This is a genomic window from Agrobacterium sp. K11 (genome assembly GCF_059429395.1).
In genome coordinates this window covers 104,698-129,758 of the sequence record NZ_JCAHRB010000013.1, presented here as the reverse complement: position 1 = coordinate 129,758, position 25,061 = coordinate 104,698, and the positions used below count along the sequence as shown (strand labels likewise).

Sequence of the window (25,061 nt, the reverse complement as noted above, 5' to 3'; positions counted from 1 at the left end):
GAGGCGCTTTGCCGCACCCGCCTTTCCCGGTCAGGCGACGAGCTTGGTTTCCTTCACCCGCGGATAATCATAGGCATTGACCTTGGATGTCACGTAACCCGCGCCCACTAGGGCTTCGGCCAGCTTGACGGCGGCTGTGACACCATCGATGACAGGGACGCCGGTTGCCTCGCGCAGCCTGTCGCACAGTGCGGACATGCCGGCGCAACCGAGGATGATGGCTTCTGCCGCATCTTCTTTCTTGGCCGCTTCGATTTCGCGGATCAACATCGCCTCGGCTGCAAGCGGATCCTCTTCAAGACCCAGCACCGGCAGATTGATGGCACGAACCCTGCGGCAATGCCGCTGTGCACCGTAGCTATCGACGAGATCTTCGATAATGGGGATGGAGCGCGGCAGCGTTGTGATGATGGAAAAGCGGCGGCTGATCGTCATCGCCACCTGAATACCGGCCTGGCAGATGCCGATCACGGGACCACGCGCGACTTCGCGCGCCGCATGCAGGCCCGGATCATCAAAGCAGGCAATGACATAGGCATCGACGCCCAGCCGCTCGCCCTTGCGGATTTCCTCCAGCATGCCGGGAACAGCCAGCGCCTCATCGGCCCCGCCTTCGATACTGACCGGCGTATCGACAGGATTTGCAGCGGAAATCTTCGTATCCGCCTGCCTGACGCGCAAGGCGCTCTCGAGCGCCTGCGCCGTCATCGAGGCGGTTGAGTTCGGGTTGATCAGACGAATATGCATTCAGGTCAGCCTTTCGGGACTGTCACTTGCCATCTGGCTTGATGAAGTCGGTAATGGGTGGCGCCTTCAAGACGAACTGGCGATCCGAGGTAATGTAATTGTCGGCATGGAGGCGTGCGATCGGCTGGTATCGATCCGGATCGACATAATGCCCCTCCTTGTCGAGGCAGTCCCTGTGGACATGCATGTGCACGACCTCCCCCAGCACCAGCGTCCGCCGCGGATAATCGATCAGACGCTCCACCCGGCACTCGAAGGCGCAGGGCGATTCCGCTGCAAAGCTCGCATCGATCTTGTTGCAGGGCGCCGGCGTCAGCTGCGCCATGGAAAGTTCGTCGACCTCGCTGTCGAAACCGAGACCGCAGACAAGCATATGTTCGGAGATAGTCATATCGACCATGTTGACGACAAACTCGCCGGTGCGGCGAATATTGGCCATCGTGTCCTTCTCCTCGCCATTCAGACGCGGCTGGATTCCGAGAACAACGATGGGCGGATCATGGGAGAAGACGTTGAAAAAGCTCATCGGCGCTGCATTGTTGTGGCCCGCTTCCGAGCGGGTCGTGACAAGCGCTATCGGCCGCGGACCAATAAAATTCGTCAGCAACCGATAGCGGCTCTGTGGCTCAAGCGTGGTGAAGTCGAATTCCATGACGTTGTCCCGTTTATAGTATACAATATTGTTTCATATTGTTGACAATTATGCAACCAAAACCCTGTTGAAACAGTTGACTTTTTCGGCGGCATCACGCTTTTCTAACCCTAATGGAGAGCGAACAAAATGACCGAGCAGAACGGCCAGTCCACACAGCAAATTGTCGAGAAAGTCTGGCTGTCCATCGCTGAGCGGCGGCTGCGTCCCGGCGTGCAGCTGAAGGAAGAACAACTGGCGACAATTTTCAGTGTCAGCCGTGCACGTATCCGTCAGGCCCTGTCCGTTCTGGAGCGCGACGGTCTCGTCACCATCGTTCCCAATCGCGGCGCCTTCGTTTCGAAACCATCGGTCGAAGAAGCCAGAGACGTGTTCTTCGTGCGTCGCACCGTGGAGCAATGTGTCGTTGAACGTCTGTGCAAATCGGCAACCAAGGCCGATCTGAAACGGCTTCGCGACCATGTTGCCAAGGAGCGCGTGGCCAATGCTCACAACATCACCACCGATATCATCAAGCTCTCCGGCGGGTTCCATCTGCTGCTTGCGGAAACGGCCGGTTCCGATTTCCTGTTCACCACCATGCGCGACCTCATTTCACGTTCCTCCCTCATCACCGCCGTTTACCGCAACACCGACCGCTTCAATTGCGGACCGGACGAGCATGCGGAAATCGTCGATGCGATTGCCAATAACGACCCGGCGAAAGCCACGCATCTGATGACCCACCATCTGGAACATGTGGAAGCGGAACTCGATCTCAGCGAAATCCGCGACCTTTCCCACGATCTGCGCGCCGCACTCGCCTGACTCGACGGTCAGACGAGTTCTCTTTCCTTCACAACCCGCTCTTCTTCGTCCGCCACCAGATGGCAGGCGACACGTGTGCCGCCGACAAGCGTGCGCACCTTTGGCACCTCCGCCGAACAGCGCGCCGTTGCAAGCGGGCAACGCGGATGAAACGTGCATCCCGATGGCGGTTTGAGCGGGCTTGGAACTTCGCCGGCAACCAGTTCCCGATCACGGCGCGGCGCATCGATATTGGGAATGGTCTGCAGCAGAAGCTGGGTATAGGGGTGACGCGGGCGGGCGAACAGCTCCTCCGTGTCGCCCTCCTCCACAATGCGGCCAAGATACATGACCGCGATGCGATCCGACATGTGGCGAACCACGCTCATGTCATGGCTGATGAACAGATAGGTCAGCCCCAACTCGTCCTGAAGGCGTCGCATCAGGTTCAGTACCTGCGCCTGCACCGATACATCGAGTGCCGATGTCGGCTCGTCACAGACCAGAAACTCGGGCTCACTTGCCAAAGCGCGGGCAATGGAGATGCGCTGACGCTGGCCGCCCGAAAATTCATGCGGAAACTTTTCGCCGTCCGAAGCAGACAGACCAACCGTCAGCAACAGTTCCTCCACCCGTTCCATGGTCTCGGCCCGGGTCGCACGAAGTTTCAGTTCGCGGATGGGTTCGGCAATGATATTCTTCACCCGCCAGCGCGGATTGAGCGAGGCATAGGGATCCTGAAAGATCATCTGCGCCGAAAGCGGTGTATCCTTGCGACCCTTGGCGAAGTGGAAATCACCCGCGCTTGGCCGGAACAGCCCGGTCACCAGACGGGCAACCGTGGACTTGCCGCAGCCGCTTTCCCCTACGATGCTGAGACAGCCGCCCGCCGGAACCGTAAAATCGATGTCGTTTACGGCCTGGACGAATTGCCGGGGCTTGCGCTCAATGATCCGGTTGAGCCATGGGGCAGAGACATCGAAGGTCTTGGTGAGGCCCTTGACCGTCAATGCGGGTGTTCTTTGAACGGGCGTGTTCATGCTGTACCTCCTGCATTCATCCAGCAAGCGCTGGCGCCATCACCCACCGCTTCCAGTTCCGGCCGCTCGCGAAGACAACGCGGTCCTGAGAACCCGCAGCGCGGATTGAAGGCGCATCCGGGCGGGATGGCGTCGAGACGCGGCATGGCACCGTCGATCTGGTTGAGCCGTTCCACTCGCGCGCCGAGCGAAGGAATGGAGGCCATCAGGCCCTGCGTATAGGGGTGCCTCGGCGCATGGAGAACCTGTTCGACCGGCCCCACCTCTATCAACCTGCCAGCATAAAGCACGGCAACGCGATCGGCCGCTTCGGCGATGACGCCCATATCATGGGTGACCAGCATGACAGCCGTCTGCTTTTCCTTGCAGAGCTTGCGCAGCAGCGAGATGATCTGCGCCTGGATCGACACGTCAAGCGCCGTCGTCGGTTCATCGGCGATGATCAGTTTCGGCGACGCCGCAAGTGCGAGCGCTATGACGACGCGCTGGCGCATACCACCGGAGAATTGATGCGGATGGTGATCGACGCGCTCTTCCGGAGATGGAATACCGACATCACGCAAAAGCTGGACTGCGCGTGCCTTTGCATCCCTTTTCGAAAGCGGCAGATGCTGGCGGATCGTCTCCACGAGCTGCGCGCCAACCGTGAACAGCGGATTGAGTGAGGTGAGCGGATCCTGAAAGATCGCGCCGATTTCCCGGCCACGGATGCTTTCCATCGCCCTGTCATCGAGTTGATCGATACGACGCGACCCAAGCCATATTTCGCCATCCGCGATGCGGCCTGGTTTTTCGAGCAGGCCCTGTATCGCAAGGCCGGTCATGGATTTTCCGGCACCGGACTCCCCGACCACACCGAGGATTTCGCCGGGGCGGATGGAAAGGCTGATATCCGAAAGTGCCGTCACCGTTCCCCGGCGGCCAGGGAACTCGACTTTCAAATTGCGGACATCGATAACCGACTGGTTCATGTCATCCATTGGTATTCACCTCCACCGGGTAGCTCGGGGGGAAGATTTCCGAAACGGGCGGATTGGCCCAGCTTCGCTCGGGATATTTCGCGATCAGCCCATCGAACTGTGCCTGCGCCTGAACGCGGGCGCTCGCCATGTCGATGTTCGCGACCTTTCTTTCCCGCATGGAGAGACGGCCATCGACAAACACGGCGCGCGTGATTTTGCCCGAACCGCCAGTGACAATCGTCGTGATCGGATCGAGGCTCGGTGCCATGACCGTGTCATCCAGATCGAAGACCGCGATATCGGCGCGCGCACCCTTGGAAAGATGCCCGAGATCGGAGCGACCCAGCGCCCGAGCGCCGCCGAGCGTGGCGGCGTCGAACAGATCGGCTGAGCGGACCTTATCGGGAGCACCGTCATTGATGCGGCAGGTTATGAGACCGACAAGCAGGTTCATCAGCATGTCGGCGGGCGCGGTATCGGTGCCCATCGCAATGTTTATTCCAAGTTGCCGGCACGCGGAGAAGGACGACAGCGTACTGCCGCTTCTGGCAGACACCAGCGGACAGTGGACGATCGACACGCCCTTTTCCGCATAGAGCGCCAGATCTTCCTGCGTCGCATTGGTGGCATGCGGCGCGATAAGGCGGTCGCTCAGCAGGCCTGCTTTTGCGAGCCATACCGGCGCGGTTGAGCCATGCAGCTTGCGAACCGTGTCAACTTCCATGGTGCCCTGCGCCATATGCAGCCGGAATTTGCAGCCGAGATCACGGGCGGCCGCATCGGTTCTTTCCAGCAGGGTGAGCGTCGATGTTTCAACCCTATCAGGTGCGAGAAGGCCGCGGACGAGATCACCGTGCGTTCCGGTCTGCCGTTCGATGAACGACACGGCTTCCTTCAGCCCCTGAAGACCGCGTTCCTCATCGAACACTGGCACCATGCGCCCCGGCTCTTCCAGCACCATGCCGCCGGAGCGGAAGGCGGGGCTGAGATAGACCCGGAGACCAAGTTCGCCGGCAGCATCGGCCGCAGCCTCGAATTCAGCGACCGTTTCTCCCCATTCACGATAAAACAGCGAGGCAATGGGTGCCGCCGTGGTGATGCCGTTGAGGAGAAGCTGGCCAAAGGCGAAACGTTTCTGGAAGGCAAGCTCCTCCTCGGAATACATCTCGTAAGGACCGGCCTCGACATAGGAGCGCGGCCACACACGGCCCTTCGCCCAGCCGGGGTGATTGTCGATCCCCAAAATAGTCGTATCGAAATCGGAAAGCGCATCGAGGTCGATCAGGCCGGGGCTGATCAGGGCATTGCCGAAATCGACGCGCCGCGCGACCTCGCCTGGAAAGCCATGGCCGACAAAAAGGATTTCGCCGTTCTCGAAAACCACTTCGCCGTTTTTCAACAGCCGGTGAGACCCGCCCTTATGACCGACCACCCAGCTTGCGGTGAGCAGCGTGCGACCGGAGGGGCGTTCACCGAGAGCGATAGACTGTAGCGGATTGCTCATCATGGCGCCTCCACCACCGCCTTGCCGCCTCTGGCGGTCACGCGTCCGCCCTTTACGACCAGCGGCCGCGGCGCGACATCGACAACGGCATGAGCCAATGTTTCGCCGGTCAGCAGCGTGAAATCGGCGGAGCAGCCAACCTCAAGACCGTAATCCTTGAGGCCCATGACATCGGCACCACCCTGCGAGACGACATGCAGGACATGCGCAAGCTCGATATCCGAGCGCAAGCCGTTCTTCATGCCGATGATCTTGGCCCGGTCGAGCATATCCGGCTGGCCCCAGGGTCCCCAGGTATCGCGAATGCCATCACAACCGCCGCCAACGCGAACGCCGGCTTCCTTCAACCGCATGATCGACGGCACGGTTGCCGAGGGCGCGCCCGTCGTCAGGATCGCTACATCCAGCCGGGCGATTTCATCGATCAGCTTGCCGACCCTGATGTAATCATTCATGCCCAGCGCAAAGGCGTGGCTGATTGCGACCTTTCCTTCCATGCCATTGGCACGAATACGCTCGAAGATCAGCTCCATCGTGAAGGCGCCGAGATCGGCAGCCTCATGCAGATGAATGTCGATCGGCACGCCGTGCCTGACCGCGAGTTGAAAGAGAATATCGAGCTGGCCTTTGGGATCGCGATCGATGCCGCAGGGATCGATGCCGCCAAGGACTTCGCAACCCTGTTTCAGGGCCTCGTCCAGCAACTCCACCGTGCCGGGCATGACCATGACGCCGGACTGCGGAAAGGCAACGACCTCGATGTCGATGATGCCTTTTAGCTTCTCACGTGTTTCCCATATGCCTTCGACCAGCTTCAGGCCGTGGGTCGGATCGATATCCACATGGCTACGGATATGCGTGCCGCCGTTTGCAGCAAGGCCGATGGCGTGGCGCATGGACTGGCGGTGCGGATCGATACCGATCTGGGTGCGGTTCTCGCGCTCGAAATCGATCCGTCCGCGCAGGATGGCGGCACGGTTGTTCTCATGCCAGGGCATGCCCCATGTCGTCTTGTCGAGATGGGTGTGTGCATCGATGAGACCGGGCGCAACGATTGCACCGTTGCCATCCTCGACCGCCATGCCGGGTTCGGCCTCGAACTTTCCAAAACCGGCAATCTTTCCCTGTCTTACCAGAATATCGCAGGTGTCGCCCGCCATGGGCCTGACGTTGCGGAGCAGAAGATCGTACATGAAACTCACCTCAGTTTCGGATTGAGCGCATCGCGCAGCCAGTCACCCAGAAGGTTGACGGTGACGACGAGCAGGCAGAGCTGGAAAACGGGAAACAACACGATCCACCAGGAACCGGAAAACAGGAACTGGTTGCCGATGCGGATCAGCGTTCCGAGCGACGGCTGGCTGGGTGGCATGCCGATGCCGAGGAACGACAACGTCGCTTCGGTCAGGATCGCCATGCCGAAGTTGAGCGTGGCGGCAACCATGATCGGCGTCAGCGTATTGGGCAGAATATGGTTTGCCATGATGCGGCGCGCGGGAACGCCGATCAGCTTCGCTGCCTGCACATAGTCCTTGCCGGTTTCGACAATCGCCTGGGCACGCACCGTGCGCGCATATTGCACCCAGGCGGAAAGCGCGATGGCGAGAATGAGCACGGCAGATGCGCCGACCTCGCGAAGATTGTCCGGGAGCATCTGTCTGACGACCGTGGAGACGAGAATTGCCACCAGAATTGTCGGAATGGAGAGCGTGATATCGCCGATGCGCATCAAGAGATTATCGGCAAAACCGCCAAAATAACCGGCCACAAGCCCGGCAGTCATGCCGATGACCAAGGAAAGCGCCACCGAGGCAACACCGATGACTATCGATATGCGCGTGCCGTAGAGGATAGCGGAGAGCATGTCGCGCCCTTGCGTATCCGTGCCGAGCAGATAGGGCCATTCGCCGCCCTCCTGCCACACCGGCGGCAGTTCGGCCTTCCACATGTCGAGCGAAGCGCCGTCATAAGGGTTCTGCGGTGCGATCAGGGGCGCGAAAACGGCGGCGAGGATGAGGACTGCAAGGATCAGCGCGCTGATCTTGGCCGATCTGCTGTGGCTGAACGACCAGTAGAGATCGCTGTTGCGTATGCGCTTGATGAGCGACGGGCGGGCAGGTTTTGCCGTTTGCGGAAGGTCTGTGGCCATGAAACCGGCTCCCTTCGGTTAGCGCGCAGTGCGCAGACGCGGATCGATCACCGCATAGGCAATGTCGACGAACGTGTTGAGGACAACGAAGATGAAGGAAATGATGCAGAGATAGGCCGCCATGACGGGGATATCGAGAAACGTCACCGCCTGTATGAACAGCATGCCCATGCCCGGCCACTGAAACACCGTCTCGGTGATGAGCGCAAAAGCGATGAGCGAACCGACATTCATCGTCGTCAGCGTCACAACAGGCATAAGACAGTTGCGCAGCGCATGGCGGAAATAAATGCGCCAGCGGGGAATGCCGCGTGCACGGGCGAACTTCACGAAATCGGACCGCAGCACCTCCAGCATCTCGGCGCGGACCAGACGCATGACGAGCGTGATCTGGTAAAGCGAGAGCGCGATGGCAGGCAGAATGAGTGCGGCACGCCCCGATGAGGTGAGCAGGCCGGTGGACCACCAGCCGAGCTGCACGACATCACCGCGCCCAAAGGCCGGCGCCCAGCCGAGGCTGACCGAAAAGACGAGAATAAGCAGAATGCCGACAACGAAGCTTGGCAGCGAGACGCCGACAATCGACAGGAATTGCAGGCCCTCCGTATACCACTTTCCGCGCCTGATCGCCGTCAGCACCCCAAGCGGCAGGCCGACGACAAGTGATATGATCGTGGCCACCAGAACCAGTTCCAGCGTGGCAGGAAACCGCTCCGCGATCAGCGGCAGCACCTGCTGGCCGTTGCGATAGGAAACGCCGAAATTGCCCTGGGCGGCATCTTTGACAAACCGCAGATATTGCGTTGGCAGACTGTCGTTAAGACCAAGACGCTCACGCAACGCGGCGCGATCTTCCTGCGATGTCTGCTCCCCCACCATCAGCTCGACGGGGTCTCCGGCAAGCCTGAAAATGAGAAATGCAATAAGCGCGACGGAAAGCATGACCAGAATGGCATTTCCCATACGCTTGATGATGAAAACCAGCATTGTAACCTCTCGGATGCAAACCCGTGGCCAAAAGGCAGGCAGGTTTGCCCATTTTTGCAAGAGACGGGGTACGGGCCGCATGCGCCCGTAACATTGTCAACAATTGCACCGGCAGCGGAGCATTCAGGGAGGCGTTCAGCGATATGCCCAACGCCTCCCTGATATTCCGGATTACTTGCCGACCTGCGTCAGCCAGTGGCGCGGCTTGTTGTCGGCGCGGAAATCAACGCTCTTGACCTTTCCGAGCATGGCCCAGGCGATGGGCTGCTGGTGCAGCGGAACAAGCATCGTCTCGTCCTTGGCGATTTTCAATGCAGCTTCTTCAAGCGCGAGACGCTTGGTATTGTCCTGCTCGTGTGCTGCCTGATCCACCAGCTTGTCGATCTCGGGGTTAGACCAGCCGCCATAGTTGGATACGCCCATCGCGCCCTTGCGGGTCGACAGGATCTGCGACAGGAACGAGAAGGCATCGAGCGTCGGCTCGTTCGCCCAGCTAAGGTTGAAGACATCGGCCTTGCCACCATTGCGCTTGGGAGACTGTACCGAACGCGGGGCGATGTCGATTGTCGGCTGGAAACCGCCGCGTTTGAGCATGTTGGCAACGCCGGAGCAGATGTCTTCCTCGTTGATGCTTTCGTCATTCATGCAGGTATAGGTGAATGCAAGGTTCTTCATACCTGCATCGGCAAGCAGCTTCTGCGCCTTTGCCGGATCGGCAGGCTGGTAGGTATCAAGCGACTTGGCGTAACCCGCAATCTCAGGCGCAATAAGCGAGCCGGACGGTCTTGCAAGATCGCGCATGACCTTCTTGTTGATGAGATCACGATCGATCGACGCCTCGAATGCCTGGCGAACGCGAAGATCGTTGAACGGGTTAGGCTTGCCGTCTTCCAGCTTTTCGCGGCGATTGAAGCCGATGAACAGCGTGCGCAGCTCGGTGCGCTTCTTCACCGTGATGTTCGGCGAGGATTCCAGACGCGGCAGATCCTGGATCGGCGCGGAATCGATCAGGTCGATTTCGCCGGAGAGCAAAGCTGCAACGCGGGTTGCGGCAGAGGCAATCGGCACGAATTCGATGCGGTCGAGATTGTGTTTTTTCTGATCCCACCAGGCATCGTTGGCGACAAGAACCGTCTTGCTATCGGGAACGCGGCTCTCAAGCTTGAACGGGCCGGTGCCGTTGGTGTGCATCGTCGTGTAGCCATCGACCTTGGAAGCGAAGTCGGTCGGCTTTTCGCTGTTGTTATCTTTCAACCACTTGGCATTGAAGATGAAGATATTGGTGATGTCGTTGAGGAAAAGCGAGGTGGGCGCGGTGACGTTCAGATCGACGGTGTAGTCATCGACCTTCTTCACGCCGGCGAAAACCGGAATATTGCCGCGCAATGGCGAGGTGGCATCCGAAGCGCGCGTGAAAGATGCAACGACATCGTCAGCGGTAAACTCAGCACCGTCGTGGAACTTCACACCTTTGCGCAGGGTGAAACGCCATGTTTTTTCATCAACAAGTTTCCACTCGGTCGCAAGCGCCGGCTCAATCTTGAAGTCCGGCCCGTAACGCACCAACCCTTCATAGATATGATTGAGAAAGGCGAGGTTGGAGGTGGAGGGCACCGAATACGGATCAAGCGAGTAAAGATCCGCACGACCGCCCCAACGCAAGGTTTCTGCGTGTGCGGGAACGGCAATGGCGGCGGCAGCCATGGCGGCCAGAACGAAACTTCTAATTCGGGACATTTGATCCCCCCTTTTTATAAATCATTGGATAGCCGGCAGACCTACAGACCTACCGGCCGGACAAGGCGGAGTATTGTTTCGCACAGGCGTATTGTCAATAATATTGTTGACAATTATCGTATCCAAAATCGCGAGGTTCTGGATACAAGCTACGCTTCAGTGAGGGAGAGGACGAAATGGGGAATTTTCTGCTGCTGCACGGCACGATGGTGACGGTGGATCGTGAAAGACGCATCATCGAGGATTGTGGCCTTGCCATTCAGGGCGACCGTATTGTCGACATCGGTACAGCAGCGGAGCTGGCGCCACGTCACAGCGACAAACAGATCATAGATTGCCGGGGAAAACTCATCATTCCCGGCCTCATTGACGCCCATGGCCATGCAGGGCACGCGCTGATCCGCAGCATTGCGGCCGACACCAACGCCATGTGGATGAAGGTCGTGACGCCGACCTACTATCACTACGTCACACGCGATTACTGGTATGCGGACGGCCTGGTCTCCGGCATCGAGCGGCTTCGCGCCGGCGTGACGACAGGTGCCAGCATCATCACCTCGATGCCACGCGCCGACGACCCCGTCTTTGCCATCAACCACGCCCGCGCTTATGACGAGATCGGGCTTCGTGAAATCATCTGCGTTGGACCTTCCGGCCTGCCCTGGCCGCACCCGGTGACCCGATGGGAAAGCGGCTCTCCGGAGCGCCGCAATGTAAGCTTCGAGGAAATGATCGAAGGCAGCGAAGCCACGATCGACGCCCTGAACGGAACGGCAGACGGACGCATCAGTGTTTTTCTGACGCCCTTTACCATCGTTCCCTCGGTGGAACCCTCCAACGCTTCAAGCCCCGACCAGGCGGTGAAACTGACGGAAAACGACCGCATGCAGGCACGCCGAATACGCGAGACGGCCCGGAAAATGGGCGTCAGGCTGCATTCGGATGCATTTGCGGGACAAATCCGCATGGCGTTTCAGGATAAGGAAAATGCGCTTCTCGGCCCGGATATCCACCTCCAGCACTGCTGGGGCATCTCGCATGAAGAAATCGACATTCTGGCGGAAACCGGCACGCGCGTTACCCACGCCCCGCCGGGCCGCTCAACTCCGATCATGGAAATGATGTCCAAGGGGATTCGAGTCGCCATCACCACCGACGGCGCGGCACCCAGCCGTCACTTCGATATGCTCCAGACCGCCCGTCTGGCGCAATTCACGCAGCACCTGCTGCACAATCACGATCGCTACCTTTTGCCGCCGGGCAAGATATTCGAAATGATTACCATCGACGCCGCCCATGCCATCGGCATGGAAGATGAAATCGGTTCGCTCGAAATTGGCAAAAAGGCCGATGTCGTCATCATCGACATGCGCAAGCCACATCTGATGCCGATGTGGATGCCGGTGCACCGTCTCGTGCATCAGGTTCTGGGAAGCGATGTCGACACCGTTTTCGTCGATGGCAAGATGCTGATGGAAAACGGCCGTGTTCTGACGACCGACGTCGATGCGGCTCTCTCCTTTGGACAGGAAGAGGCACTGGCACTCGCCGCCCGCGCGGGTCTTGAAGCGCATATGCATGATCCGGGCTGGGGACGTTTGCTGCGAACCTTCGAAGAGCCAGTGCACCCTCCCCAGCCGCCGGTACCAATGCCTGGCGAGCGATAGCGCAACCTGATCTCCAGGACCGGCAACCCGCCAACCCAGCGACCCGCCCGCAGATGCCCGCAACGACATTGTTGACAAAAATCTGCCGGAACCTTTCTCAAAACAAAATCTCCCCGGCCTGGAGGGGTCCGGGGAGCAAACCTGACATCATGTCAGGAACTTTGACTGGAGCTAGCACTCACCCGCTCAAGAGCGGGGTGGATCTGAGTCATCTAACCCGGTTTGGGCTTTTTTCTTATGGCTATTAGAATGCGCGCTGCAGGCGAACGAAACCGGTCCAGGCTTCAGGCTTGGTGTCGACGTCGAGGTAGTTTGCAGCAACCTTTGCCGAGAGGCCGTCCGTGATCTTGTAGTCAACCGTCAGGCCAGCCTTCCAGGCGTCGTTGTTCGAGAATTTGTCGAACGAGACGAGGCCGTAGCCACTGTAGTACTGAAAGCCGGGGGTGATCTTCAGCTTGTCGGTTGCGTTGATGGCGTATTCGGCAGCAACAGCCCACTCGGAAGCATTGTAGTAAGCGTTTGCGCCGGAAGCCCAAACACCAGACAGGCCAAACGTGCCAGGACCAACACCAGCTGTTGCGATCAGGCGAACAGAGCCGTTTTCGCGGTCAGTGTCATAACCACCGATGAGCTGAAGAGAGACGGTATCGATCTTCGCGCCAGCGCCAACAACGACGCCGACATTGTTACTTGTGTTGTTGTTCTTGTTGAACGTGCCGACCGCGATACCTTCGAGTTCGTCAACCGAGACACCAGCCCAGAAAGAACCCGCTTCATAGGTGTAACGAACGGAATTGAACAAAGCGTTGGTCGCCACATCGTCCGTTTCACCGGAGAGACCATCATCCCACCAGCTCAGGAACTTACCGACCTTCAGGCCGGCGATTTCGATAAAGGCCTGATGAACGAAAACTGCGGATCCCTTGTCGCTGGAACCAGAAGTGGTGGAAGCAGCGGCAGAACCGGTATCAGCATCACCACGCAGGCCGATGAAGCCACGCAGAGCGCCGAGTTCAGTGTCGGTACGGGTGTCAACTTCGAACTGGGCGCGCGTGAATGCGTCCCAATCAGACTTGCCAGCCTTGTCACGGCCGAAGTCGGTCTGGAAGCGAACGTAGCCCTGGAACTTCAGGCAGGTTTCGGTGCCGGGGATGTAGAAGAAGCCGGTGCCGAAGGCGTCGCAGACGCGAACATATTCCATGGGCTCGGGTTCGGCAGCGACGATAGCGTCAGCGGCCTGTGCGCCGGATACTGCTGCGAGAGCGGCAGCGGAGCCGATGAGGAGGCTCTTGATGTTCATTTTTAATCTCCAGTCAAAAATTTTTCAACGAATGCGCAAAACCGAGGGCTGGTCTTTTCCCTGCCGCCCGCTTCTCTGCGCTGATTCAGCAAATGGCAGAAATTACGGGAGACTCGCAATTCAAATCTAAAGAATACAAATACACTTATAGAATACATTCAAATCACGTAGTAAAATCACAACAAATTAACAGATTAATATATAATACATAAATGGTTTATTTGGTGATTTCGATATTTATTACTTAGTTATAGCGCAAATTATTTCTAATATTTTTGAATTATAATACTAGAGCAAACTTGCGCCCAATCCCGCAATCGCTTGGGAAAGGCATCAAGTTTCATGGATGAAGATGAGGGGATGCGGGCTTTTAATGCCGCGTGGGGTCGCAAGACGGGTGATATAGCCGCACTCCCTCCCGACACTATGCGGCAAAGACAGCGCAACGTGCCTTCCGCCAATTCGCGCCCGGCGAATCCGGTTAGAGGCAGGCCACCGAGGTGGGAATTATTGCCTGTCGTTCGATAGACCAGCGGGGAAAGTCATCATAGTCCCCAACATTGCCTCGATCGCATCCGCCTGCACCGGGCGGCTGAAGTAATAACCCTGCCCATAGGGGCAGCCGGCAGCGCGCAGAAACGCTGCCTGCTCGCCGGTCTCGACGCCCTCGGCAATGACATCGATGCCCAGAGACCCCGCAAGCTGGATCATGATGGAGACGATGGCGCTGTCCTTGGTTTTTTCCGGCAGATGGGTGAGGAACGACCGATCTATCTTCATGCACGACAGGGGGAAGGTCTTGAGCATGCCGAGACAGGAATAACCAATGCCGAAATCATCCAGTGCCAGGCTGACGCCCATCTCCTTGATGACGCGCATGATCCGCACGGATGTTTCCACATCCTGAATGATGAGGGTTTCGGTGATCTCAATTTCCAACAGAGACGGTGCAAGGCCGGATTGCGTGAGCGCAGACCTGATCTGCTCCACAAGGCCGCCCTGAAATTGCCTGGGTGAAATATTGACCGCCATTTTGACGGGCGGCAGCCCGGCATTGCACCATGCCTGCGCCTGAAGACAGGCTTTCTTCAGAACGCTTTCCCCAAGTTCCACGATCAGGCCGGTTTCTTCCGCAAGGCCGATGAATTCCGCGGGGCCGAGCAGACCTTCCACCGGGTGCTGCCAGCGCACCAGCGCCTCCACGCCGCTGATGCGACCGGTCAGAAGGTCGACCTGCGGCTGATAGTGTAGAACGAATTCGTCCCTTTCCACCGCCTTGCGCAATTCCTCGATGCGGGTGAACTTCTTCCTCAGATCATCCGCCATGCGCGGCGTGAAGGTTGCAATGCCATCTCGCCCGCTATGCTTGGCCTCATACATCGCAAGATCGGCCGCAGCGACAATTTCCGCCGTGGTTTCCCCGTGCTCCGGGAAAAATGCCATGCCAATGCTGCATGTGACCTTGATATCGTAGTTGCCAAGGCGCAGCGGCTGCGAGACCGCAGCCCGGATATGTTGCAGGCGGCTTTCGAAATCGTCCTTGTGCTTATGCAGGATGATGACGAACTCATCCCCGCCCACCCGCAGCACCAGATCGTTTCGACCGAGACTGCGCGAGATGCGCTCAGCCGTTTTGGACAACAAAGCATCGCCAACGCTGTGGCCGAGCGTATCGTTGATCTGCTTGAAATTATCGAGATCAAGAAAGCCGATGCCGACATGCCGCTTCGCTTTTGCCGATGCTGCCAGTATTTCCGGCAGTCTCGTATCCAGAAAGCGGCGATTGGGCAGCCGTGTCAGCATGTCGTGATCGGCAAGAAACGCGATATGTTCGGCCGCCCGTTTGCGATCGATCGCAAGACCCGCCATGCGCGCGGCGGCGGCGATGAACTCCAGAAGCCCCGCATCCGGTTTGCGGCCCGCCAACATGCACCAGACGAAACCGTGCGCATTGCCTTCGCTGGCGGGAATATCGAAACTGAAGGCCACATTACCGGCGGGATAGGTCAGGCTTTCGGGATCGCTGACGCTGGAGATGAGTGCTGTCACCCCCGCATGCTGTGAAAGCGCCGGTGAGGCATAGACCGAGGGCTCGCCGGCCGCGGCATCGAGCACGCGAACAGCGCAGGCAAGACCCGTAGCGAGGTTTTCGATGGCTTTCACGAATTCTTCGAGAAAATCCTCGATACGCGCCGCCCCAACAATCATTTCGAGAATATGCGCCTGCGCCTGAAGCAGTCGCTCCGAGGCTTTCTTCTGGGTAATATCCCTGGATGCACCAACCACACCAATGATCGCGCCGTTCTTGTCCTTAAGCGGCACGCGCGACATCATCAGCCAGCGGTCGATATCGCCGCGCATTGCGCGTTCCTCAAAACCGAGATCCGGCTCTCCCGTGCGCATCACCCGCGCCTCGGTCTCTGGAATGCCGGCACGCTGCGCCGCATCGCCGTTAATATCGTAATCGGTGAGACCGATCAGTTCCTCGACTGTGTCAAAGCCGTTTTCGGTGACGATGGCACGGTTGGCGAAGAGAAAGCGGCCTTCCAGGTCCTTGGCGTAGATGAAATCCGGCACATGATCGATCATCGCTTCAAGCAGCGCATGCCGGTCGGATGGCGGCGCATCGGACTTCGTCCGCGGCGGCCGGTTCTGCAAGCGTGACTTCGGGCCTTTGGAACGCAACTATCCGCCTCGTTACTGTATAAGGAAGCAGAATAGTAGGATTATACATATTATATAAATATGAACGGCGGCGGGGGATTGAAGCGAAATGGCGCGACAAATACCGCGCGATCAGATTGTCGGCAAAGGCAAAACCTCTCCTGCAACATACCGGCCTTGAGCCGGCATTGAGCCACGGCGCATCTGCGCCGTGAAACAAGCTTTTCCCATTCAATACTTCATAGCACTGAACCGTGAGCTGCAGGACTTCGTAGCCAATCTCATGAGCTGCAACGGCTGCAGCGTTTGACTGCAACCGTCAATTGCTTATCCATCACACGACAGGTGTGGGGAGCTCTTTACCGGCAAAATGCGCGTCGAGATTGGCGAGAACCAGATCGGCCATGGCGCGCCGGGTCTGGTGCGTGCCGCTGCCGATATGCGGCGCGAGCGTGACGTTTTCGAAGGTGAAAAGCGCCTCCGGCACACGTGGCTCATCTTCAAAGACGTCAAGCGCTGCGCCACCGATCGTGCCACTCGAAAGCGCCTCGACCAGTGCCTTTTCATCCACCAGCGAACCACGCGCCACGTTGACGAGCACACCCTGGGGACCGAGAGCCTTCAGCACATCCGCATTGACGATATGGCGCGTTTCAGCGGTGGCGGCGGCGGCGATGATCAGCACGTCGCAATTGGCGGCCAGCGCCTCGATGCTGTCGTGATAATCATAGGGAACGTCGCGACGGTTTCTGGCGGTGTAGGAAATGCGCGCATCAAAGCCTTCCAGCCTTTTGGCGATCGCCTGACCGATGCGGCCAAGGCCAAAAATGCCGTAGCGGCGGCCGGCCACGCGGGTGGAAAGACCCATATCACCCTTCAGCCACTGCCCCGTGCGCACATGCTGGTCAGCCTGCGGCAGCTTGCGCGCCTGCGCCAGAACAAGACCGAGCGCGAGGTCAGCGACATCCGCCGTCAGAACATCCGGTGTGTTGGAAACGCGGAAACCGCGTCGCTTGGCTTCCGCCAAATCCACCTTGTCGAAACCGACGCCGTTTATGGCGACGATCTCGAGATTGGGGAGTGCGGCGCCGATATCCGCCGGCAGGCCGATATGGCCACCGGTGACGACGCCGCGGATTGCAGCACCCTTTTCAGAAAGGAACGCCGCCTTTTCTGCCGCCTCAAACAGGCGATGAACAGTGAAGCGCTGCGCGAGTTCTTTTTCCAGTGCCGGGATCAGCGGGCACAGTTGTACGATTTCAGTAGTCATGGATATGTCCTTGTGGATCAGGCGCTATTTCACATCGGCCTTGACGAATTGCCGGAGTTCCGGTGTTTGCGGATTGGCGAAGAGTTCTGCCGAGCGGCCCTGTTCCCAGATCTTACCCTTGTGCATGAAGATGGTTTCGGTCGCCACACGGCGTGCAAAGGCCATTTCATGGGTAACAAGGATCATGGTCATGCCGCCCTTGGCGAGGTTTTCCATGACCGTCAGCACTTCCTCCGTCAGTTCGGGATCGAGTGCAGAGGTCACCTCGTCGAACAGCATCACCTTCGGCCGCATGGCAAGCGAACGGGCAATCGCCACGCGCTGCTGCTGGCCGCCGGAAAGCTGGTCGGGATAGGAATCGAATTTCTCCGACAGGCCGACGAGTTGCAGAACCTCGCGGGCAATGTCCTTCGTTTCCGACTTTGCCACGTCCTTGACGATGCGCGGAGCGAGCATGATGTTTTCACCGACCGTCAGATGCGGGAAAAGATTGTAGCTCTGGAAGACGATACCGACATCGGTGCGCAGCTTGCGCAGCGCAGTGGCATCTCCGCCCAGCGCATGGCCGGCAATTTCGATGCGGCCCGAATTGATCTTCTCCAACCCGTTCATGCAGCGCAGCAGCGTGCTCTTGCCCGAGCCGGAGCGGCCGATGAGGGCGAAAACTTCACCACGGCCGACCGTAAGCGACACGCCTTTGAGGACTTCCAGAGCGCCAAAGCTCTTGTGAACGTTTTCAACGATTACTTCCGGCATGAAGCCTCCTTTCCAGCCAACGAGACAGCTGGGACAACGGGTAGCAGACGATGAAATAAAGCACGGCCACCGCGACGAAGACGCGGAACGGCTGGAACGTGGCATTGTTGATAAGCTGCCCCGCTCTCGCCAGTTCGACGAAACCGATGATCGATGCGATGGACGTATTCTTGACGACCTGAACGGCAAAACCGACGGTCGGCGGCAGGGAAATGCGGATCGCCTGCGGCAGGATGACGTAGCGATATTGCTGGGCGCGGGTGAGAGCCAGCGACTCCGACGCCTCCCATTGCTGCTTCGGCACCGCCTGGATGCAGCCGCGCCAGATTTCGGCGAGATAACCCGACGTATAGATCGTCATCGATGCGCCGGCAGCAATCAGTGGCGGCAGTTCAAGTCCGGCAAGGCTTAGGCCGTAATAGGACAGGAACAGGATCATCAGCACCGGAATGCCCTGGATGACCTGGATATAGGTGCCGGCAGCGATACGCAGCGCCTTCAGATCCGAGGTGCGGGCAAGCGCCACGAAGAAACCGACGAGGCCGCCGCCGATGAGCGCAATGATCGTCAGAAGCACGGTCCATTGCAGGGCGGTGAGCAGGAAGCCGAACTCGTTCCAGCCGAAAGTTCTGAGTGTCATGACTGCACCTCCGGCAAGGCGGTCATCGTCTTGCGCGCCACGCGGCGGCCGAACAGCCACATGCCGACAAGGGCAAGGATGAGCCGCAGGCTGAGCGCCAGCGCAAGATAGATGAGCGTGACGACGATATAGACCTCGAAGGAGCGATAGGTCTGCGATTCCACGAAGGCAGCGGCGGCCGCAAGCTCATGGGTGGAGATGGCCGAACATATGCTCGATGCCAGCATCATCAGCACGAACTGGGAGCACAGCGAAGGATAGACCTTGGCGATGGCAGGCACGATGATGACGTGACGATAGATCTGATATTTGGTGAAGCCCAGAGCCTCGCCCGCCTCGATCTGCGACTTGTGCACCGCCTCGATGCCGGCGCGGATGATTTCCGTGGAATAGGCGGCAAGATTTATCGTCATGCCGATCAGCGCTGCCGTATCGGCTCCAACGCGAAAGCCGAGCCCCGGCAGACCGAAATAGACGATGAAAAGCTGCACCAGAAATGGTGTGTTGCGGATCACCTCAACATAGCCGTCCACGATGATGCGGACGATGCCGCCATTGATGGAACGCAGCGAGGCTAAAAGAATGCCGAAAGCGCAACCGAGCACGATGGAGAGGACCGATAGCTTGATCGTCAGCCATATGCCGCTGAACAATTCGTTCTGATATTGGGCAAGTGCGCCGAATTGAAATGTATAGGACATGCGTCACTCCGTGGACATTTCCCGGCCCGCCGGAATTTCTCCCGGCGGGCGCGTTGAATGGCTCAATCAGAAGCTTGGCAGTTGCGGCAGCGGACGGCCGGTCCACTTCACCGAGATGCGGTCGAGATCGCCCGACATCTTCATGAGATAGATGGAGGTGTTCAGCCACTGACGCAGCTCGAAATCCTCAATCTTCGTCGCCATGGAATTGCCCTGCTGGAAGAAGGTGAAACCGACCTGCAGACCGGCTTCCGGACGCTGCTTGATGATCGCCTCACCCACCGTGGACGGCAGGGCGACGGCATCCACCTGACCGGCAAGCAGAGCCTGGGCGCTGGTGGAATCGTCTTCGTAGACGACGATCTCGAGACCTTCGACATTGGCCTTGCGCAGCGCGGTTTCCTGCGAGGAACCGCGATTGACCGAAACGCGCTTGCCCTTGAGGCTATCAAGATTTTCGAATTTCTGGTCCTTGCCGGAGATGATGTCCATGTTGAAGGCGCTGTAGGGCTGCGTGAACATGACGGTCTTGGCGCGTTCACCGGTCGGGGCGAGCGTCGCGACAAGGAAATCGACCTTGCCGGTCTGGAGCGCCGGAATGCGGGCCGGCGGCGTCAGCGGCACCAGTTCGACCGGCAGCGACAGGTAAGAGCCGATCAGATTGGCGACATCAACGTCGTAACCGGAAGGATTGCCCTTCTCGTCCACCATGCCCATCGGCGGCGCGCCGGTGAGAACGCCGATCTTGACCTTGCCGCGCGCGGTGATCTCGCTGAGCGAGACGGCATGGGCCGAGGTGGTCGCGGCAAGCGTTGCTGCGGCAACACCGACTGCGACGGTCATGTTCTTCAAAAATCTGGAAATGCTCATGGTTTCTCCTCCAACCCTTTATTTGCCGTCCGCACGGGAACAGCGGCCTTTGCGCAAACCGAAAAATGTTCTCGATAACATTTCAACCCGATTTGCAAAAAACTCCTCCCAAGAAGACGCGAAGATCCAAAACTGTTAGAATTTCCCATGAAATTCAATGATTTTGGCTGGTTATCGATTTTCCTCTGGTCGACACCATTTCGCGTTCTTGGCAGGATCAATAATGCATGTTATCGGTATCATTGCAAGTCCGATCTACAGAACTGTTGCATCGGGCATTCATTCGGGAGGGAACCATGTATACACGCTCGGCAATTTTTGAAGGCAAGATCCACGCCGGTCGGGAGGAGGAGTTTTTCCGCATCGTCGAGGAAAAGCTTCTGCCGGTCTGGAAACGCATGCCGAACGCGCAGGCGGTGCGCGTCATGCGCACCGAGCGTACGGACCCCGACGCGGCGGCCATCATTATGGTGCAGGAAATCGACTATCCGTCGATTGAGGCTGTGGAAGAAGCGCTGGTTTCGCCGGTTAGACTGGAAGGCCGGGTGCTGACGGACGAGATGATGAGCATGTGCGACGGGCGTTTCTATCATCTCGTCTACCGCCGCATCGCATAAATCCGGTGCACGCCGCACCGATCTGCAATCATGCGGCGTGCTTTCCCTTGATATCTTCGTGTATGTCTTGTCCTGAACCGGTTCTAATTCAGGGAGACATGCTTTGGTGGAGCGCACGCCCTTGGCCGCAGCGTTAGTCACGTCAAAAAAAGCAACCATGAGCGACGTCTCAAAACTCGCGGGCGTCTCCAAGATGACCGTTTCGCGGGTGCTGGCCGATCCGGCGCTGGTGTCTGAGGACACGCGCCAAAAGGTGATGAAGGCCATCGAGAAGCTTGGCTATGTGCCTGACCGGATCGCCGGTTCGCTGTCTTCCCGGCGCACCAATTTCATCACCGCCATCCTGCCGACGCTCACCAACTCCAACTTCGCCGACAGCGCACAGGGGCTCGCCAATGCTCTGCGGGCGGCCGACTACCAACTGCTGATCGGCTATACCATGTACGATCTCCAAGAGGAGGAGCGCGTCATCCGCACCATGATGGAGCGCCGGCCAGACGCCATAGTCGTTGCCGGAACGGTGCATACCAAGATGGCGAGCGAAGTTTTGATGCGCGCCGGCATCCCAATTGTGGAAATCTGGGACGTTCCCGAACATCCCATCGACCACGCGGTCGGCTTTTCCAACTACGAAGTGGGAAGAAACGCCGCCAAATATCTAATATCGCTTGGATTCAAGAGAATTGGCGCACTGGGATCGCGTGCGGATGGCGATGTAAAGGACTGGCGAGGCGAAAGCCGTCTGCTCGGTTTTGGTGCTGCACTTCGCGAAGCCGGGATTGCCGACGACCTCATCATCCGCGAGGGCAGCGCCCCAGTCTCTTACGACCATGGGGCCAAAACGCTCGGCTCATTGCTGGCGAAGGCGCCGGATGTCGAAGGCATTTTCGCGGTCTCCGATATTTCCGCCGTCGGCGCACTGATGGAGTGTCATCGTCGCGGCATTCATGTGCCCGAACAGATTTCCATCCTCGGCTTCGGCGATTTCGACATCGGCCGGCAATGTTATCCGGCGATTTCAACGATCCGTGTAGACGCCCAGATGATCGGCCGAAAAGCGGGCGAATTGCTGCTTTCCATATTGGAAGCGGAAAAAGGCGCTGCCGTTCCCGAAGGTGCGCGGGTGGATGTCGGGTTCGAGTTGATCGTCAGGGAGACAACGAAGCGGGTGGGCGGGTGAGGAGTTCCCTCCCTCATCCCTGTGCTGGTCAGAGGGATGAGGGAAGTACGGTGTATCGTCCTCATCGAGCGCCCCAAGTGTCCGTCAGACGATATCCTTCCGGCCATGGATCGGAAGGATCGAGCATGTGCTGGTGAATGCCGGTGATCCAGCCGCGGCCGGAAATTTCCGGCAGGATGGCCGGGCGGTCGCCCACCGTTGTCGTTCCCAGAATGCGACCGGTAAAGGTGGAGCCGATGAGCGACACGGCCGTCAGCGTCTGGCCTTCTTTCATCTCACCGCGTGCATGCAGCACCGCCATGCGGGCCGAAAGCGCCGTACCGGTCGGTGAGCGATCCACCTTGCCCGGCTGGATGGCAACGGCGGCACCTGCCCGCAGGCCCTCAGCGGTGCGCTCTACCTTGCCCGCAAACAGGCAGAAGGAAAAATGACGCCAATCCGGGTTTTCGGGATGCTTGAAACCCAGAGCCTTGTTGGCCGCATTGGTGATGCGCACGCCGAGACGGGCAATCTCATGCGCTTCGTCCGGCTTCAGGCTGAAGCCCATCGCCTCGGCGTCGACGATGACGAAACTGTCGCCGCCATAGGCCGTATCCACCTTCAACGTACCCAGACCCTCGACCTCGAGTTCTACATCGAGCTTCGCGGCAAAGCTCGGCAGGTTCTGCACGAAAATGCGTTCGGCCTTGCCATTGCGGCATTCGGCACGCACCTTCACAAGCCCGCCCGGCGCTTCAAGCAGCATATGGGTTTCCGGCTCCTGCATTGGCACGATACCGCCATCCAGAAGCACGGTGGAAACGCAGATGGAGTTGGAGCCCGACATGGGCGGGGTATCTTCCGGCTCCATGATGATGAAGGCGGCATCCGCGTCAGGATGTTTCGGCGGCACCAGAAGATTGACGTGGCGGAACACGCCACCGCGCGGCTCGTTGAGCACGAAATTGCGCAGGGTCTCATCGCGGGCGATGAAACGGCTCTGTTCCCAGATCGTCTCGCCGGGCGGCGGCCTGACGCCGCCCACGATCACATCACCCACCTCGCCTTCCGCATGGGCGGAGATGACGTGAACTGTCTTGATACTGCGCATTTAGTGCTCCTCAGGAAAGCCAGGATGGAAGACGGGAAATAGCACGGCCGGTCAGTGCGCTTTCAACACAGTCGGCAAGGCTGCCGAAACGCACCGCGCGGCCGCTGAGGCCAGGACCGTAGTGGGCGTACTTGCCCGAATTGGTCATCAGCGCGCGCGTCCTGGTCGGAAAGACCGGTTCGGAAATCGAGCACCAGCACAGATCAGGCAGTACCTGGACGCCACTGTCATGCAGGCTTTGCAGGGTGCCGTCCCGTTCTGCTGCGTCGATGACCTGCTGTCCGGCAGTGACGATGACGGCAACATTTGCATGACGCCTGCGTCCGTTGAAGGCGGACGCCAGCGCGCGGCATTCCTCCAGCGAGGCATGCGGGCTGCCGATGGCAACCAGTTGCACATCCTCTGGTCCCTCATTCAGAAGCGACCAACCTACGGCCATATCAGCAAGCGAAACTGTGACGGTTTCCGCCGTCTCGACCGGCTCCAGTCGCGCTTCCGGGGTGACGCCCTCGATATGCAGCATGGGAGCCGCAGACGTGGTGCCGAAAGCGGCGCAGAGCGCCTTCAGATCATCCCGCGAAGGCTTTGCTGCGCCAAGACCGCGCAGAAGCGGAATGCAATCGGGGGCTGCCTTGCCAGCGAGATAACCGATGAGCGGCCAGAAGGCGTCATTGATATCCTCAGGCAAAGCGACATCGACAATGCGTTGCGGTCGGCGGTTTTCCTCAAGATAGACGCCGGACAATGGCGCCCTGCCCGTCAAGGCAATGCAGAGATCGAGAAAATCCGGATGTTTAGCCGTGCGTGCGCCGAGAACCGTATTTGCGAAAATCACGGCATTCGATTCGGCCCAGGCGATCATGTCGCCGGCCTGCGGCGCGCTGTCGAGCAGATATGGCGAACAGGTGAAGGTGGGGCGACAGCCCATGCGTACATAGGCATCTGCCAGCCTTGCGGCGGGATCGCCGAAATCCTCCGGCACGCCCTGCGCGCGCCAATGCGCCTTGTCCACCGAGATGGCGTTCATGGTCGTCGGCACGCGCACGCTTGCGCCCATCTCCGCCATCTTCTCTGCAAAAGTGAGATTGGCGGGGCTGGCATAAATGCAGCCGTCAATATGACCCTGCGTGACATCGACGAGCGCTGACGCCCCCTGCTGGGCGGCCATGGCGACAATGATGCGCATTGCCTGCTGCACGGCGATGCCATCGCGGCCCTCGAGCATTGCCCTGTCGTCATTCTTGAGATCGAGATGCGTCGTCGCAGGCTGCGCGATCGCGAGGGAAACGCCATCAGCCTCAATGGTATTTTCATCGATACGCACATGAGAGGCTTGGGAGAACCGCGCGAAATTCTCCGCGTCCAGGCGCAGCACCGGCAAAGGCTTGCCGAACATTTCCGCAGCGATCAGTGCACCCAGCGTCAGCACGTCTTCGGCCTCGCAGAAGACAAGCGCTGAGGGTGCGCGGCCCGTCAGGATGAGATCGAGCAAAACGCCCGAACCGGTGCAGGAGCCACGGCTTGACGGCATGAACAGCACACCGCCGGTGAGACAGACGCCATGCAGCGGGTGGTGCACGTCAATCACCTTGCCGGTGGCGGGATCGACACCGCCCCAGAAACTCAGCGCCTCTGTCGTGGCGATCACCACGCCTTCAGCCGCGCCCGGCAGGATGCTGCGCGCCTGAGGAACGGCTGTTGTCGAACCGGAAGAAGACATCGAAAATCTCCCCAAAAGCATT

The 25,061-nt window shown here is 58.9% G+C and carries 22 protein-coding genes; 4 read left to right on the top strand and 18 right to left on the bottom strand.

What is annotated here, in order from left to right; translation table 11 throughout:
* Window positions 1-30: 30 nt before the first annotated feature.
* The gene (locus AC5SEO_RS23195) at window positions 31-747 is read right to left on the bottom strand and encodes an aspartate/glutamate racemase family protein (RefSeq protein WP_013761066.1); all 717 of its coding nucleotides are present in this window, start codon (window positions 745-747) and stop codon (window positions 31-33) included.
* Between the two features lie 22 nt (window positions 748-769).
* Complete coding sequence (locus AC5SEO_RS23190; RefSeq protein WP_013761067.1) at window positions 770-1,399, bottom strand: flavin reductase family protein; 630 nt, start codon at window positions 1,397-1,399, stop codon at window positions 770-772.
* Between the two features lie 129 nt (window positions 1,400-1,528).
* Between AC5SEO_RS23190 and AC5SEO_RS23185 the strand changes: the two genes are divergently transcribed.
* The gene (locus AC5SEO_RS23185) at window positions 1,529-2,206 is read left to right on the top strand and encodes a GntR family transcriptional regulator (protein WP_004431355.1); all 678 of its coding nucleotides are present in this window, start codon (window positions 1,529-1,531) and stop codon (window positions 2,204-2,206) included.
* Between the two features lie 8 nt (window positions 2,207-2,214).
* On the opposite strand, the gene AC5SEO_RS23180 is transcribed toward AC5SEO_RS23185, so the two are convergent.
* From AC5SEO_RS23180 to AC5SEO_RS23150, 7 genes are all read right to left on the bottom strand, one after another.
* Window positions 2,215-3,225, bottom strand: coding sequence for an ABC transporter ATP-binding protein (locus tag AC5SEO_RS23180; RefSeq protein ID WP_013761068.1), 1,011 nt, complete (start codon window positions 3,223-3,225; stop codon window positions 2,215-2,217).
* Entirely contained in the window at window positions 3,222-4,205 is a 984-nt protein-coding gene (locus tag AC5SEO_RS23175) for an ABC transporter ATP-binding protein (RefSeq protein WP_004431353.1), read from the bottom strand. The genes AC5SEO_RS23180 and AC5SEO_RS23175 overlap by 4 nt, the downstream gene beginning before the upstream one ends.
* A complete protein-coding gene (locus AC5SEO_RS23170) occupies window positions 4,198-5,691 on the bottom strand; it encodes an amidohydrolase family protein (RefSeq protein WP_495364066.1) in 1,494 nt (497 codons plus the stop codon). The genes AC5SEO_RS23175 and AC5SEO_RS23170 overlap by 8 nt, the downstream gene beginning before the upstream one ends.
* On the bottom strand, window positions 5,691-6,884 hold the full coding sequence (locus AC5SEO_RS23165) for an amidohydrolase family protein (RefSeq protein ID WP_004431349.1): 1,194 nt from the start codon (window positions 6,882-6,884) through the stop codon (window positions 5,691-5,693). Before AC5SEO_RS23165 ends, AC5SEO_RS23170 begins: the two co-directional genes overlap by 1 nt.
* Window positions 6,885-6,889: 5 nt before the next feature.
* On the bottom strand, window positions 6,890-7,840 hold the full coding sequence (locus AC5SEO_RS23160; RefSeq protein WP_038495432.1) for an ABC transporter permease: 951 nt from the start codon (window positions 7,838-7,840) through the stop codon (window positions 6,890-6,892).
* Window positions 7,841-7,858: 18 nt separating this feature from the next.
* Window positions 7,859-8,827, bottom strand: a complete 969-nt coding sequence (locus tag AC5SEO_RS23155; RefSeq protein ID WP_004431345.1) for an ABC transporter permease — start codon at window positions 8,825-8,827, stop codon at window positions 7,859-7,861.
* A 171-nt stretch (window positions 8,828-8,998) separates the two neighbouring features.
* A complete protein-coding gene (locus tag AC5SEO_RS23150) occupies window positions 8,999-10,564 on the bottom strand; it encodes an ABC transporter substrate-binding protein (RefSeq protein WP_013761072.1) in 1,566 nt (521 codons plus the stop codon).
* 176 nt (window positions 10,565-10,740) lie between these two features.
* On the opposite strand from AC5SEO_RS23150, the gene AC5SEO_RS23145 reads away from it, so the two are divergent.
* Window positions 10,741-12,231: an amidohydrolase family protein gene (locus AC5SEO_RS23145; protein ID WP_080849746.1), complete on the top strand. Its 1,491-nt coding sequence runs from the start codon at window positions 10,741-10,743 to the stop codon at window positions 12,229-12,231.
* 244 nt (window positions 12,232-12,475) lie between these two features.
* Here the strand turns inward: AC5SEO_RS23145 and AC5SEO_RS23140 are convergent, their stop codons facing one another.
* The 7 genes from AC5SEO_RS23140 to AC5SEO_RS23110 form a co-directional block, all read right to left on the bottom strand.
* The gene (locus AC5SEO_RS23140; RefSeq protein ID WP_495364065.1) at window positions 12,476-13,531 is read right to left on the bottom strand and encodes a porin; all 1,056 of its coding nucleotides are present in this window, start codon (window positions 13,529-13,531) and stop codon (window positions 12,476-12,478) included.
* Window positions 13,532-14,038: 507 nt separating this feature from the next.
* Window positions 14,039-16,189, bottom strand: coding sequence for a putative bifunctional diguanylate cyclase/phosphodiesterase (locus tag AC5SEO_RS23135; protein ID WP_495364089.1), 2,151 nt, complete (start codon window positions 16,187-16,189; stop codon window positions 14,039-14,041).
* A 340-nt stretch (window positions 16,190-16,529) separates the two neighbouring features.
* Window positions 16,530-17,465 carry an NAD(P)-dependent oxidoreductase gene (locus tag AC5SEO_RS23130; protein WP_313595995.1) on the bottom strand — a complete coding sequence of 312 codons (936 nt, stop codon included), beginning with the start codon at window positions 17,463-17,465 and terminating at the stop codon, window positions 16,530-16,532.
* Window positions 17,466-17,489: 24 nt separating this feature from the next.
* Window positions 17,490-18,221, bottom strand: coding sequence for an amino acid ABC transporter ATP-binding protein (locus AC5SEO_RS23125; RefSeq protein WP_004431334.1), 732 nt, complete (start codon window positions 18,219-18,221; stop codon window positions 17,490-17,492).
* Window positions 18,202-18,861: an amino acid ABC transporter permease gene (locus AC5SEO_RS23120; protein WP_003505666.1), complete on the bottom strand. Its 660-nt coding sequence runs from the start codon at window positions 18,859-18,861 to the stop codon at window positions 18,202-18,204. Before AC5SEO_RS23120 ends, AC5SEO_RS23125 begins: the two co-directional genes overlap by 20 nt.
* Window positions 18,858-19,562, bottom strand: a complete 705-nt coding sequence (locus AC5SEO_RS23115) for an amino acid ABC transporter permease (RefSeq protein WP_495364064.1) — start codon at window positions 19,560-19,562, stop codon at window positions 18,858-18,860. Before AC5SEO_RS23115 ends, AC5SEO_RS23120 begins: the two co-directional genes overlap by 4 nt.
* Window positions 19,563-19,628: 66 nt before the next feature.
* Window positions 19,629-20,432: a transporter substrate-binding domain-containing protein gene (locus AC5SEO_RS23110; protein WP_004431321.1), complete on the bottom strand. Its 804-nt coding sequence runs from the start codon at window positions 20,430-20,432 to the stop codon at window positions 19,629-19,631.
* Between the two features lie 296 nt (window positions 20,433-20,728).
* Between AC5SEO_RS23110 and AC5SEO_RS23105 the strand changes: the two genes are divergently transcribed.
* On the top strand, window positions 20,729-21,049 hold the full coding sequence (locus AC5SEO_RS23105) for a hypothetical protein (protein ID WP_004431319.1): 321 nt from the start codon (window positions 20,729-20,731) through the stop codon (window positions 21,047-21,049).
* Between the two features lie 157 nt (window positions 21,050-21,206).
* Window positions 21,207-22,229: a LacI family DNA-binding transcriptional regulator gene (locus tag AC5SEO_RS23100; protein WP_025594918.1), complete on the top strand. Its 1,023-nt coding sequence runs from the start codon at window positions 21,207-21,209 to the stop codon at window positions 22,227-22,229.
* Between the two features lie 61 nt (window positions 22,230-22,290).
* Here AC5SEO_RS23100 and AC5SEO_RS23095 read toward each other — a convergent pair whose 3' ends face one another.
* Window positions 22,291-23,319, bottom strand: coding sequence for a trans-3-hydroxy-L-proline dehydratase (locus tag AC5SEO_RS23095; RefSeq protein WP_174073064.1), 1,029 nt, complete (start codon window positions 23,317-23,319; stop codon window positions 22,291-22,293).
* Window positions 23,320-23,329: 10 nt separating this feature from the next.
* Window positions 23,330-25,039 (bottom strand): cis-3-hydroxy-L-proline dehydratase, encoded by a 1,710-nt coding sequence (gene lhpI / locus AC5SEO_RS23090; protein ID WP_495364063.1) that lies wholly within the window; start codon window positions 25,037-25,039, stop codon window positions 23,330-23,332.
* Window positions 25,040-25,061 lie beyond the last annotated feature (22 nt).